The 13,461-nt window shown below is 57.7% G+C and carries 13 protein-coding genes; 4 read left to right on the top strand and 9 right to left on the bottom strand.

Features of this window, described 5'->3' with window-relative positions; all coding sequences use genetic code 11:
* The first annotated feature begins 58 nt into the window (after window positions 1–58).
* Window positions 59–463 (top strand): methylmalonyl-CoA epimerase, encoded by a 405-nt coding sequence (gene mce, locus C8N30_RS09735; protein ID WP_025064314.1) that lies wholly within the window; start codon window positions 59–61, stop codon window positions 461–463.
* Between the two features lie 2 nt (window positions 464–465).
* Window positions 466–738, top strand: a complete 273-nt coding sequence (locus C8N30_RS09740; protein WP_025064315.1) for a DUF1467 family protein — start codon at window positions 466–468, stop codon at window positions 736–738.
* Here C8N30_RS09740 and C8N30_RS09745 read toward each other — a convergent pair.
* The 5 genes from C8N30_RS09745 to trpS form a co-directional block, all read right to left on the bottom strand.
* Complete coding sequence (locus tag C8N30_RS09745; RefSeq protein ID WP_025064316.1) at window positions 692–1,429, bottom strand: EI24 domain-containing protein; 738 nt, start codon at window positions 1,427–1,429, stop codon at window positions 692–694. The two genes, C8N30_RS09740 and C8N30_RS09745, sit on opposite strands and share 47 nt — an antisense overlap.
* On the bottom strand, window positions 1,420–1,992 hold the full coding sequence (locus tag C8N30_RS09750) for a nitroreductase family protein (protein ID WP_025064317.1): 573 nt from the start codon (window positions 1,990–1,992) through the stop codon (window positions 1,420–1,422). Before C8N30_RS09750 ends, C8N30_RS09745 begins: the two co-directional genes overlap by 10 nt.
* Before the next feature lie 3 nt (window positions 1,993–1,995).
* A complete protein-coding gene (locus tag C8N30_RS09755) occupies window positions 1,996–3,102 on the bottom strand; it encodes a class II histone deacetylase (RefSeq protein WP_025064318.1) in 1,107 nt (368 codons plus the stop codon).
* Window positions 3,103–3,171: 69 nt separating this feature from the next.
* Window positions 3,172–3,642, bottom strand: coding sequence for a VOC family protein (locus C8N30_RS09760; protein WP_025064319.1), 471 nt, complete (start codon window positions 3,640–3,642; stop codon window positions 3,172–3,174).
* A gap of 99 nt (window positions 3,643–3,741) precedes the next feature.
* Window positions 3,742–4,764 carry a tryptophan--tRNA ligase gene (gene trpS / locus C8N30_RS09765; protein ID WP_025064320.1) on the bottom strand — a complete coding sequence of 341 codons (1,023 nt, stop codon included), beginning with the start codon at window positions 4,762–4,764 and terminating at the stop codon, window positions 3,742–3,744.
* 84 nt (window positions 4,765–4,848) lie between these two features.
* On the opposite strand from trpS, the gene C8N30_RS09770 reads away from it, so the two are divergent.
* Entirely contained in the window at window positions 4,849–5,556 is a 708-nt protein-coding gene (locus C8N30_RS09770; protein WP_025064321.1) for a rhomboid family intramembrane serine protease, read from the top strand.
* Here C8N30_RS09770 and murJ read toward each other — a convergent pair.
* Complete coding sequence (gene murJ / locus C8N30_RS09775; RefSeq protein WP_025064322.1) at window positions 5,553–7,148, bottom strand: murein biosynthesis integral membrane protein MurJ; 1,596 nt, start codon at window positions 7,146–7,148, stop codon at window positions 5,553–5,555. The two genes, C8N30_RS09770 and murJ, sit on opposite strands and share 4 nt — an antisense overlap.
* Before the next feature lie 113 nt (window positions 7,149–7,261).
* Here murJ and C8N30_RS09780 point away from each other — a divergent pair, with 113 nt between their 5' ends.
* Window positions 7,262–8,212, top strand: coding sequence for an NAD(P)H-binding protein (locus tag C8N30_RS09780; protein WP_198021487.1), 951 nt, complete (start codon window positions 7,262–7,264; stop codon window positions 8,210–8,212).
* On the opposite strand, the gene C8N30_RS09785 is transcribed toward C8N30_RS09780, so the two are convergent.
* From C8N30_RS09785 to C8N30_RS09795, 3 genes are read right to left on the bottom strand one after another with little or no spacing between them, the layout of a single operon-like run.
* Complete coding sequence (locus tag C8N30_RS09785; RefSeq protein ID WP_025064324.1) at window positions 8,197–9,414, bottom strand: MFS transporter; 1,218 nt, start codon at window positions 9,412–9,414, stop codon at window positions 8,197–8,199. The genes C8N30_RS09780 and C8N30_RS09785 overlap by 16 nt on opposite strands.
* Window positions 9,414–12,182, bottom strand: a complete 2,769-nt coding sequence (locus C8N30_RS09790) for a [protein-PII] uridylyltransferase (protein ID WP_025064325.1) — start codon at window positions 12,180–12,182, stop codon at window positions 9,414–9,416. Before C8N30_RS09790 ends, C8N30_RS09785 begins: the two co-directional genes overlap by 1 nt.
* Before the next feature lie 8 nt (window positions 12,183–12,190).
* The gene (locus C8N30_RS09795; protein ID WP_025064326.1) at window positions 12,191–13,375 is read right to left on the bottom strand and encodes a penicillin-binding protein activator; all 1,185 of its coding nucleotides are present in this window, start codon (window positions 13,373–13,375) and stop codon (window positions 12,191–12,193) included.
* Window positions 13,376–13,461 lie beyond the last annotated feature (86 nt).

The following is a 13,461-nucleotide window of genomic DNA, read 5'->3' on the forward strand; positions in this document are numbered from 1 at the left end:
TGCACGCGGATGTTTTGCGCTCCATAAACATAAAGAACCACGACCTGAGGAGAATACCATGATCGGACGTCTGAACCATGTGGCCATTGCTGTGCCTGACCTGGAGGCGGCTGCCGACCAGTACCGCAATGCCTTGGGCGCAAATGTAGGACCGCCACAGGACGAGCCGGATCACGGTGTTACTGTGATCTTCATCGAGTTGCCAAACACAAAGATCGAGCTTTTGTATCCGCTCGGTGAGGATTCCCCCATTCAGGGTTTTCTCGACAAAAACCCCGCTGGGGGTATCCATCACATCTGCTATGAGGTTGATGACATCATCGCGGCGAGAGACCATCTCAAATCAACCGGCGCACGAGTTCTGGGCACCGGAGAACCGAAGATCGGCGCACATGGCAAGCCGGTCATTTTCCTCCATCCCAAAGATTTCAACGGCGCGCTCGTCGAACTCGAGCAGGTTTAAGCATGGGCGTTGTATCGGGCCTCGTCCTTTATGCCATCGTCTGGTTCATGCTGTTCCTGATTATTTTGCCAATCCGCGTTCAGACGCAGGGGGATCTAAAGGATATCGTTCCGGGCACGCATGCTGGCGCACCTGAACATCACCACCTCAAGAAAAAAGCGCTGTGGACCACCCTGATAGCGTTAGCGATCTGGGGAGCGTTTGTGGCGATTATCCTGTCGGGCGTGATCAGCGTGAATGATCTGGAGAGCTGGATGGGACGCGGGACGCGGTAGTGAGCAGTTGGTACAAATGTGTGAAGGTCGCGGCGCCAAGGATCGGGATCGCGAGGTTCACCAGCGGAATTGACAGCGGCATTGCCATCAGGATGCCCGCGAGCCAAACCGTCAAGAAATGTTTGCGCCGAAGCTCTTTGGCGCGAACACGACCAACGCGGCGCATTGCGACCAGCATGAAGTACTCCCGTCCCAGCAAAAATCCGTTCACGGCCCAGAATATGAAAATCGCAACTGGTGCAAACACCAGATAGAGGATCAGGGCACAAAGATTTACCGCTACGATCACCGCTAGAAAGCCTAGCGTGTCGCGCATGGCCTCCATAAACGGCGTGCGTGGTGCTTGGGGTATGTGGGGATAGTGAACAGACTCGACTGCGTCCGCGACATCGTCCAGAAACAGTGATGTGATCGCAGACGCGACAGGCACCATCAGGAATACCGACAGTGCCATACCCAGTACGACAGCACCCCAGCCAAACGCCGTATCTAGCCAGCGCACCTCACCCACAAGCGGGAGTGTGACAGCATCGCCTGCGAACCATTCCGCCAGCGCCGCCAGCCCCCATGTGAACGCGGCAAGTACAGCAAGTGCGCCGCCAATGCCCAACAGAAGTACGCGGCGAAAGCGTGGATCACCCAACTGACCCAGCGCAAGCCCAAAGGCCGTGAAAACTGTGTTCAGAGCCATGTGGTGATTGCATTCACGTCAGGGCGCGGGCGGTCAGGTGGCACGCTTGTCTCGGTTCCGATGTGAATGAGGCCCGCAACCCGTTCATGCTGAGCGAGGTTGAGACCTTGCGCAATAAACTCACGGTCATGACTGACCCAACCGCTTAGCCAGTTTGCGCCCCATCCCGCCGCAAGCGCCGCATTCAGAAGGGCCAGACAAACGCCGCCCACAGCGTAGGTCTGCTCCAGTGGTGGAATTTTCTCTGATGCACGTTGAACCTCGACAACAACCACTGCGAGATGGCCTTGGTCGAACTGTGTGCGGCCTTTGATGATCTGCTCAGCTTCCAACCCCAGCGCGGTCCCGCGGGCCTGCGCCAATGCTGCTAGGCGTGCCATTGCAGCACGGTCGAGCACGATAAACCGCCATGGCTCCAGCTTGCCGTGGTCAGGACTGCGTGACGCCGCAGTGAGGAGCTGTGTCAATGCGGCGCGGTCGGGCACAGGACCGCTCAGCGTTTTCGCAGGGCGTGAGCGACGGCTGAGAAGAAAATCCAGCGCAGCAGGGTTCGGGGCGGGCATCGGTTAAACTCCTATCTCGGCAGCCATATCGTCGATCAGTTCTTTTTGGAATGCTACAACACGGGCATTCGGCTGGCGCAGGCTCATTGCCTTTGCCATGGGGTCAGGGGCGGTTGTTTCACTGCCGGACAGTACCTCCATCACGGCATGACCGCAAAACGGCACATACACTTCCGAATATCCCCCTTCGTGAACAACAACCAGCTTTCCGCCGCAAATATCTTCGGCAGTCCGTTTGATGCGCGCAGTCATGTCCCGGAATGTTTGTGCCGTGGCCAGCATGGATCCAAGGGGGTCCGGCATGGCACAGTCATAGCCGCAGGCGACGATGATGATGTCGGGAGCGAACGCCTTGATCTGGGGGATCACCACGGTGTCGATGGCATGGAGATACCCTTCATGGCCGAGACCGGGCGGCAGCGGGAGGTTGAGGTTATACCCCTTACCGACACCCGTGCCACGGTCATCCAAGCCGCCGCTTTCCAGCGGATAGTTTCCCTCCTGATGCAGGGAGATGGTTAGAACATCGTCGCGCCCGTAGAAAACCGCCTCCGAGCCGTTGCCATGGTGGACATCCCAGTCGAGGATCACGGCGCGCTTGGCGGTGCCTTCAGCGAAGGCTGCTTCGAGAGCGATGGAAATATTGGCAAGCAGGCAAAAGCCCATCGGTTTGTCCGGCTCGCAGTGGTGACCGGGCGGGCGGCTTAGGGAGTAGGCATTTGTCAACTCACCCTTTGCGACAGCACGCACTGCTGCAGTGGCAAGACCAGCTGACAGCGCCGCAATCTCGTAGCCGTCTTTGGCAAACGGCGCATGATGCCCCAGTTCACCGCCCCCTGCGTCAGACGCAGACTTGAAGGCATCAAGATAGGACGCAGGATGAACGCGCAACAGCTCCTCACGGGTCGCTTGGGGGGCCGTGCGCAGGTCGAGCTCTCGGCTCAGGCCCGTCACATCCATCAGGTTTTTGAAGCGGCGCTTTGTCTCCGGGCTTTCGGGAAGGCCACCAGCCGCGAGTGGTTGAACCAATCCCCCCAGCGGAAGAGTCATGGCATAGTTGCCCCCCGCATGCCAAAATGTGCGCTCGTCCCAGAAAAAACCCGTAGCCATGATGGCCTCCTATTACTTTGGCTGAGGGTGGCAAAGGGAGCGGGGATTGTCCACGGCAATTGATTCCGGTCAGGATGCCTCGCGCAACAGCGCGCGCAGATCCAGTGTTGTATTTGTCATGGCCAGTTTGCCATCTGCGTCATAAGGCCATTCATTACGCGGGCGGTCTCGATATAACTCGACCCCGTTACCGTCGGGGTCCCGCAGATAAATCGCCTCGCTCACCCCATGGTCGGCAGCCCCGTCGAGCGGCACGCCCGCATCCATCACGCGCCTGAGCACAGAACCAAGCGCAGCGCGATCAGGGTAAAGAAATGCACTATGATAGAGGCCGGTGTGTCCTGCGGGGGGCGGCGTAGCGCCAAGGCTCTCCCATGTATTCAGGCCAATGTGATGGTGATAGCCGCCAGCGCCCAAAAATGCGGCGGAGATACCCATTTGCATAGTGAGATCGAAGCCAAGAATATCACGGTAAAAACCGATAGCGCGCTCGAGGTTTGCGACGCGCAGATGAATGTGGCCGATTGTTGCATGTGCCATGTGGGGATCCTGTATCACTATCCCCTGAAAATAGGCCCGCATGCATTAGCGTGCGATCCCTGCATCCGCGCAGAAACTGTGCGCTGATGCAGGGCGTGTTTAGTTGCCCACCATGCCTACAATCTCATAGGTTTTTTTCAGAATGGGCGCGGTAATTTCGCGTGCCTGCAGCGCACCTTTGGCCAACAGGCGGTCAATTTCGGCGGGATCCGCCATCAGGCGGGCCATCTCGGACGAGATAGGAGAGAGTTTTGCGACCGCCAATTCCGCCAATGCAGGTTTGAACGTGCCGAATTGCTGGCCGCCAACATCCGCCAGTACCTGCTCGACCGTTTGCTCGTTCAGTGCGGCATAGATATTCACCAGATTACGCGCCTCGGGGCGGTCTTTGAGCCCTTCAATTTCGGAGGGCAGGGCGTCGGGGTCCGTCTTGGCCTTGCGGATTTTCCTGGCAATGGTGTCGGCATCATCGGTCATGTTGATGCGGCTTGCATCTGAGGGGTCGGACTTTGACATTTTTTTGGATCCATCGCGCAGGGACATCACACGCGTAGCGGCGCCCTCGATCACCGGCTCGACCTCGGGAAAGAAATCAACGCCGTAATCGTGGTTGAACTTGGCAGCGATGTCGCGGGTCAACTCTAGGTGCTGCTTCTGATCCTCGCCCACCGGCACGTGTGTCGCATGATATACCATGATATCGGCGGCCATAAGCGCAGGATAACCGAAGAGGCCGAGCGAGACGTTCTCGGCATTTTTGCCGGCCTTGTCCTTGAACTGGGTCATACGACCCATCCAGCCCATGCGCGCAACACAGTTAAAGATCCAGCCTAACTGGGCATGTTCGGGCACAGCGGACTGATTGATCAGGATAGATTTTTCAGGAGATATCCCCGAGGCGATGAAACCTGCGGCAAGCTCGCGGGTGTTATGGCGCAGCTTTGCAGGGTCTTGCCAGACAGTGATCGCATGTAAGTCGACCATGCAGTAAACTGTCTGGAAATTACCAACGTTCTGCATATCCACAAAGCGTTTGATCGCCCCCAGATAATTACCCAGTGTAAGACCGCCCGACGGCTGGATGCCGGAAAAGACGCGGGGGGTGAATGTATTTTTGGTCATGGGATGCTCCGGTTGGGGCTGGATATGCGCTCCCGTTGGGCTTACCCATGGCTTAGGTTCCCGTCAACAGACCGAAAGAGACCGATGTCAGACGACAACACCCCCCGTAACGATCCCGATTTCGAACCGCCGTTCAACAAATTGCCCATAGTGGTAGTGGCCCTCTTCTTGCTGACCGCAGGGATCGAGGCTGTGCTGTCGCTGGGAGAGGCGGGGTTGGTCGGAGGGCCAAGTGCGATCGGTTGGCGCCTCGCGCTGGTGCGGGATTGGGGGTTCTCGGGTGATTTGTTCGATGCGATGATTGCCCAGAACTACTGGCCCCTGCATCATCTTGCGCGGCTGATTACCTATCCGTTTATCCACCTCAGCTTTACCCACACGTTGCTGGCGGTGGTTCTGATGCTGGCGCTGGGCAAAATGGCCGCCGAAGTAATGGGACAATTCGCTATGCTGGCGCTGTTCATGCTGTCAGGCATTGGTGGTGCGCTGGCTTATGCGCTGCTGCTCAATGACCCTGTGTGGCTGGTAGGAGCATATCCGTCTGTCTACGGGCTTATCGGCGGCTATAGTTTTTTGATGTGGCGAAAGCTGGGCGCCGCGGGCGGCAAGCAGATGCAGGCGTTCAGCCTTATCGGAATGCTCATGGGGCTCCAGCTGGTCTGGAGCTTGTTTGCAACGGTCGGGAACGGTTGGGTGGCGGAACTGTCGGGCTTTGTCTGTGGCTTTCTGTTTTGCTTTATCTGTGCGCCCGGTGAATGGGCGCGTATTCTACAGCGGTTGCGCCGGCGCTAGCGCCGGCGCCGGACAGCATCCCGGAACTCGGCCATCCGGAACGCACCGATAAGTTGGCCAAAGCCGAAATAGGCAACCGCGCCGATGCTCAGCAGGATAAGCAGACCCAGCCCGCGCCAACCGGGGAGCGCGAACAGCGCACCCATTTGCAGTTCGGAAAACCACAGCGCGAAGCCCATAAACAGGCTGGCAGCAATAATGCGCCAGATGCGTTTATGAAAACGCACATCGAATTTTGCAGCATCTCCGTAGCTGCGTGCACCGATCGCGAGCAGCGCAAACATCGCCCACCCCGCTGTCGTGGCGGCAATCGCAGGCGAGAGCCATCCGACTATCGGGGCCAGCCCGATCGCCAGCCCTGCATTCACAACCAGAGCCACCAGCGCGTAATAAAAAGGCCGCTTGGTATCTTCGCGCGCAAAATAGAGCGGTTGCAAGATTTTTTGCAGCACGAATGCGGGTAGTCCGAGGCCGTATATCATCACGGCTGTGGCAATCGCTGCACTGTCGTCCACGGTCGTTGCACCGCGTTCGAACAGTACCGACACCAACGTAAGCGGGATCACAACAAGTGCGACTGCGGACGGTATAGTCAGCGCCAGTGACACTTCGGCCGCACGGCTGAGGGTGGTTTGGGAGCCTGCGGTATCACCTGCCTTGAGCCTACGTGACAGGTCAGGCAGGAGGACAACGCCTATGGCGATGCCCACGACACCCAAAGGCAACTGGTAGAGGCGGTCGGCGTAGCTGAGCCACGCAACAGCGCCGTCATAAAAGCTCGCGACTTGACGGCCGACCAGCAGATTTACCTGTACGACACCACCAGCGAGGGCTGCGGGAGCCGCAATAATGGCCAGACGCCGCAGGTCAGGCGTGAGGCGGGGGCGTTTCCAAAGGCGCAGGGTAAATCCGGCCCGTTTTGCCGCCCACCAGACCAGTGCCAGCTGCGCAATCCCTGCCAGTGGCACCGAAAGCGCCAGCGTATCGCCCACACGTAACCCTAGCGCCTGATCAAGACCAACCCCGAGCGCGTCAGACATTGGCCGTCCCGCTGCCGCCCCGACCAGCACAGCGATCACGAAGATAATATTGAGCACAACCGGAGCAGCTGCAGCGGCCATAAAACGCCCGGTGGCGTTCAGGACACCTGATACAAGCGCTGCCAGCGAGATAAACAGAATATAGGGAAATGCGAGACGACCATATTCCACCGCCAGATCAAACCGCTCGTCGCCGCGAAATCCCGATGCCATCAACAGCACCAGACCTGGCATGGCAATGATGCCTACAATGGTGAAAATCGTCAGGATAAACGCCATGCCCACAAAAGCATCCTGCGCAAAACCCTGTGGATCGTCATTGGCTTCCAAGCGCTTCGAGAACATTGGCACAAAGGCCATGTTAAATGCCCCTTCGGCAAAAAAACGGCGAAACATATTAGGCAGTGAAAAGGCAATAAGGAAAGCTTCGGCTACAGGACCCGAGCCAAGATATGCCGCGATCATGACATCGCGCACAAATCCCAAAACGCGGCTCAGAAGGGTCCAGACCCCGACGGTGAAAAAGCCTGTCATCAGACGGATAGGTTTCATGGGATGTTGGCCTTTGCTGCGATGTGTTTGGCCTAGCGTTTGGTGCGATGCTGCGCAATTGTCTTTTACAAACGCTTGCGCAGGCGGCGGATTTTCGGGATGTTACGCTGCAGATGGCATCCAAACGTATCTTCATGACCGGCGCTACCGGAACGGCGGGTCGCGCCACACTTGCCGCGCTACGCGCAGCGGGGCACGAAGTGGTATGTTTTGCGCGCTCGCCCGCCGATTTGGGTGCCGAAGTGCGGATTGGGGATCTGCGCAGCGAGGCATCCGTTGCACAAGACGGTCTGCGTGGCGAACATTTCGACGCTGTTGTATCCTGCATCGCGTCCCGCAGCGGGACGCGCAATGATGCGCAGGCGGTCGATTATGACGCCAACATTGCGCTGTTGCGCGCGGCACAGACTGCTGGGGTCCCGCAATTCATCCTGCTCTCCGCGATTTGTGTGCAAAAGCCGCGTTTAGAGTTTCAACACGCCAAGCTTGCGTTCGAGGCAAAGCTGAGGGCATCGGGCATGATCTACTCCATCGTGCGGCCTACAGCGTTTTTCAAATCCCTTTCGGGGCAACTGGACCGCGTACGGGCAGGCAAGGCATTTTTGGTATTCGGGGATGGCCTGCTCACGGCCTGCAAGCCCATCAGCGACCGCGATCTGGGCGTCTTCATTGCGGGCTGTCTGGATGATCCTGCTCGGGAAAACCGGATACTTCCTATCGGTGGTCCCGGTCCTGCGATTACGCCGATGGATCAGGCGGAGGCGCTGTTTGCGCTACTGGATCGGCCTTTGAAGGTCACGCGCGTGCCGGTGGCGCTGATGACTGGCGTACGTTCCCTGCTGCGACTGGCAGGCGTTGTCAGTCCAGCGATGGCCGACAAGGCTGAGCTTGCGGGCATCGGACGCTACTATGCAACGGAATCAATGCTGGTCTGGGACGCAAAGCGCGGAATATACGATGCTGATGCCACCCCCGAAACAGGGACCGATACGCTGTTTGATTTCTACGCGACGCTGATCGCTCAGGACCGCAGCGTAGCGCTGGGCGATCATTCTGTTTTCTGAGAAGGCTCGATCATGATGCGCCGCGCCATTAGTGCAAGGGTGGCAAGGCATATAACCCCTCCGATAGCGTACCAACCTAAAATGCGCTGAAGATCATCAGCGGGAAGATGGCCTGCATCCTGTGCTGTTGTCGCGGCGAACAGGAGTGTAACGGCAAACAGAACCTTCCCTCCAAGACTTTTAAGCGAAAGATATGTGGCACGGGTGCCCGCCTGTAAAAGCGGATGTACCCGTGCCAGAATAAACGGTGTGGAGAGGGAATCGGGAACAATTCTCAACAGTAAAATGCCAATCACGATGGCCGAAGTACTGATCGCAAGGGCGCTGACAAGTGCAATTTGCAGGGCGAATGCAGACAGCAGCAACAGCGGCAATCCGATAGCACGCCGCAACTGCAACGCCACAAGCGACGCCAGCACAGATACCAGCATCATGGCGCAGGTCACTGCCCCGCTGACCAAAGGGGCCTGTGCCGCGAGACCCATATTGCTAAGGGCGGTGAGGATAAAGGGTTGCCCAAACACAAAAGGCAGGTGGCTGAACCCGTACATCAGCACCGAGAGTCCAAAAAGCCACGCCAGCACGGGGTTCAAAAAAGCGGCCCTCAAAGAGGCAAGTTGCATCGTCACGGCCTCGGTGGCGGTGCGCGGTTGTTCTTCCATACGCCATACAATCAGCGCAGCGAGGGCGTAAGCACCCGCGGTAGCGTAGAAGGGCAGTGTCGGAAACCAAAGGCTCATCGCACCACCAAGAACTGCAGACAGGGCGAAACCTGCAAGTGTAAACCGCCAAATCCTGACCTCTTGTGCCTCGATTTCATTTGCACGCCCTGCATGCTCCAGCGATTCGTATAGAAGGGACGAGTCTGTCCCCGATTTAAACGCTACGCCCGCGCCCAACAGCGCCTGACCCAGCACAAAGAGAGAAAAGCTGCCACCCAAGGCCAGTGCGAGACATCCCAGAAGCGAGCATAATGTAGACAGCAAAAGTGTGAGACGGCGGCCGATGCGATCGGAGAAGTAGCCGGACGGCACTTCAAGCACGGTCACGGATATGTCGTAGACCGAATAAAGAATTATCGCTTCTGCACCGGACAGGGTGCTTTGAAAATACAAAAACCAGACTGCTTGCCAGAACAATAAGCCGTTGAGAAACTGGTACCACGGCAGCAAAGCAATTGTGCGATGCGCCGCCATCATCATCAGCTGTCGGCGCGGGCCACCCCTTCAAGGATTGCCTCGCGCAGGCGCTTTTCAAGCGTCTTCTGCTTGCTCTCAGAGTAATATTTCAGGCCGAACATGTCTTTGACATAGAACGTGTCGACCACCTGCTCACCGTAAGTCGCAATCACGGCATTGGCTATGTAGACATTGAGCCCCGCAAGGGTACGCGCCAGATCGTACAAAAGGCCCGGCCGGTCGCGGGTGTCGACCTCAATGATTGTGTAAATCTCCGAGCCGTCATTGTCGAAGGTAATAGAGGTTGGCACGCGGAAAGCCTTCTCGCGCTTTTTAACTTTGTCGCGGGATTTGAGGGCATCGCGTGCGATGACTTCACCGCGCAGAGTTTTCTCGATCATCTGGCGCAAGCGGGGCAGTTTAGAGGCCTCATAGGCATTGCCTTCGCTGTCCTGAATCCAGAATGCATCGGTTATATAGCCATCTTTGCTGGTGTAGCTACGCGCATCAACGACATTCGCACCCACCAGCGCCAATGCCCCTGCAAGCCGCGAGAAAACACCGTGGTGATCAGACATCACAAAACAGGCACGGGTGGCATCGCGGTCCTCGTCGGGGTGCAGATCGATGCGCAGCTCGTCCGGTTCGATGTCACGCAGTAGATTGGCAAAAGCGACATGGGCGGTCACATGCATGCCCTGCCAATAGGGATCGTAATGCCGTGCAGTTTCGACTTTGAGCGCTTTTTTCGGCCAATCCGGAAGGGCGGCGCGCAAGGTTTTCTTTGCCTCCGCACCCCTATTGGTCCGGTTGAGATCCTCAAGGCCCGTCTCTAACGCGCGGTGTGTTTGTCGATAAAGGCCACGGATCAGCACTGCCTTCCAGTTGTTCCATGTATCTGGACCCACTCCGCGAATATCGCAAACAGTCAGAGCGCACAGCAGGTCGAGCCGTTTGACCGTCTCCACCGCTTTGGCAAAGTCGCGCACGGTACGGGGATCTGCAATGTCGCGCTTTTGCGCCATATCAGACATGACCAGATGGTAGCGGACCAGCCATTCGACGGTATCTACTTCTTCCTGCTTGAGACCCAGACGGGGCGCGACCTTGCGCACGATTTGTGCCCCGAGGATCGAATGGTCCTCTGGCCGGCCTTTGCCGATGTCATGCAGCAATAGCGCGACATACAGAATCTTGCGGTTTACACCACGTTTCAAGATCGAGGAGACGACGGGCAACTCCTCTTCAAGTTCGCCTTTTTCAATGCGGGCAAGGTTAGCGATGGTCTGGATCGTGTGTTCGTCGACGGTATAGCTGTGATACATGTTGAATTGCATCATCGCCACGATCGGCTCGAATTCGGGGATAAAAGCAGCGAGCATGCCAAGCTCGTTCATGCGGCGCAGCGCCCGCTCGGGGTTACCATGTTTTAGCATGAGATCAAGGAAGATGCGCTGGGCCTCGGGGTCTGTGCGCACGGTGTCGTTGATCAGATGCAGGTTCGCCTTGACGGTGCGCATAGCGTCGGGATGGATCAGCATGCCGGTGCGCAATGCTTCCTCGAACAGGCGCAGCATATTGAGCGGGGCCGAAAGGAAAACGGCATCATTCTCAATTGCGATGCGGTTATGCACTACTAGATAGCCATTCTTGATTTTGGGTCTGCGGCGAAACAGTCGCTCCAGCAGCGGCTCTGACTTGACGTGCATATCTTCCAGTTTCGTCAGGAAGATACGCGTGAGATCCCCCACAGCAGTGGCATGGCGGAAGTAGGCCTGCATAAACACCTCGACGGCGCGCCGGCCGTCACGGTCCTCGTACCCCATCGCTTCCGCGACAGTTACCTGCATGTCGAAAGTCAGCTGTTCTGTCGCGCGCTTTGTCAGCAGGTGCAAATGCCCACGTACTGCCCACAAAAAGTTTTCGGCGGCTTGAAAGGTTTTGTACTCTTCGGCGCGAAATACCCCCGCCGTAACCAAATCGGCCGAGTGCTCAACCCCATGGATATACTTTGCAATCCAGAACAGTGATTGCAGATCGCGCAGCCCGCCTTTGCCCTCCTTTACGTTTGGCTCCACGACATAACGCTGTCCCTGCTTAAGGTGCCGCGAGTCGCGCTCCGCCAGTTTGGCCTCGATAAACGCAGGGCCGCCGTCAGAGAAAAGATCACGCTTGAGCGCATCAGCCAGTGTCTCGGCCAGTTCCACGTCGCCGCACACATAGCGATGCTCCAACAAGGCGGTCTGAATTGTATAATCCTCTTTGGCCAGCTGCACACAGTCGCGGATCGTGCGGCTGGAATGCCCTACCTTGAGCTTGAGATCCCACAGAATGTAGAGCATCGCTTCGATCACGTTGCTGGCCCAAGGGGTGATTTTTGCAGGCACGAGGAACAATAAATCGACGTCGGAGAACGGCGCCATCTCACCGCGCCCGTATCCTCCCACGCCAATCACGCTCAGTGCTGCGGCGTCCGACGGTGCGGGGTAGAGGGTGCGAGTGGTCACGTTCAGGACGGATTTCACCATGCCGTCCGTGAGATACGTATAGGAGGCCGTCATCGCGGTTGCATCAAAGGGTGCGGCGGCGAAAGCTTCGGCAATGGCTGCGCGCCCTTTTGTCTGCGCTTGGCGTAAAACCTGCACGATTGCGGCACGCGCATCTGCAGATGTATCTGACGCCACTGCAGCGATTTCTGCATCTACCGTGGCGTGGTCATAGATTTCGATCGCTTCTGCTCCCAGACGCGGCGCGAGGGCCGCGTCTGGGAGCAGTGTTTCAGGACCGTTCACCGCGCTGCTCAGAAGCCCGCGCCGCCGAATGCCGTAGGCGCGGCTTCAAGCAGGACAACCTGATTGTTACGAACTGTTGCCACTGCAAGGCCACGATCGTTTGATCCATCCGACCGGAGGCGGAATATACCGCTGGCTCCGCGGAAGCCGGCTCCTTGGGTCAGAGCCGAGGCTGTTAGGGCATTGCCCTTTTTGTTCTTCACGAGTGAACCGATAGCGGCAATACCGTCAAAGGCGAGACCCGCAATGTCCAAGGGCCGCTCGCCATATGCCGCGTTGTAGCGGGCGGCGAATGCCGCACTGGCAGCGGGATCGGGCAGCGCGAACCAGCCGCCCTGAAGCCCGGGAAGCGCCAATGTCTGGATCGGCGTGTCCCAACGCGAAAGGCCGACAAACTGCGCCTGCGCATTTGTCACGCCGGCACCGGGCAACATTTCCGCCAGTAGCGGCAGAGCTGTTGCAGAATTTGCGGTGATAAACACGGCGTTCGCGCCTGTGGTTTCGACCGCGGCCTTGACGCGTGGAACTGCGCTGCGCACGCCTTCCTGACTTAGGGCATATTCGACATCGCCCGCCAGAGTGGCGCCGTTTGCCGCGATTGCCCGCTGTACCGCATTACGTCCAAGTTGCCCGCCAATGTCATTGGCATGCAGAACCACGATTCTGTCTTTTCCAGCGCGCTTGGCGTAATTTACCAACCGGTTTGCCGAGGTGTCGAATGTTGGCCCAAGAACAAAAACATTCCCGCCCGCAATGGTCGTATTGTTTGAAAACGAAAGGACATTCACACCTGAAGCCGCAACCGCTACGCCAGCCGCATTCGCCGCCTCGCCATAGAGGGGTCCAAGGATAATCTTTGCGCCCTCTGTCACGGCCTGAGAGGCGGCAGCGGCTGCGACATCTGCTCTGCCTGCTGTACCGTATACACGCAGATCAATGTTCACACCCTCAAGGTCGCGGATCGCAAGGCGGGCTGCATTCTCGAGGTTTTTTGCCAGCAGATCATCGGAGGCAGAGCCCCCACGGGGCACCAGAAGAGCAACGGGAATAGGCTCGTTTGGATCGATCTTGGGGCCACCGCCACCGGATAGACCTCCCAAAGCAGCAGGATCACAAGCTGACAACATCATTGCGAAAATTGGCAGCATAAGCATCCGGATGGGCTTTCGGATGGCGCGCAGAATGGCAAACATGGTAACGGTACTCCCCGGTCAAAGGCGCAGGTATTGCTCTGCGCTGTCATTCGGGCAATCATATCGTGTCAAAAGGGCGGGTCCAG

This window comes from Sulfitobacter guttiformis (assembly GCF_003610455.1).
Taxonomy (GTDB): Bacteria; Pseudomonadota; Alphaproteobacteria; order Rhodobacterales; family Rhodobacteraceae; genus Sulfitobacter; species Sulfitobacter guttiformis.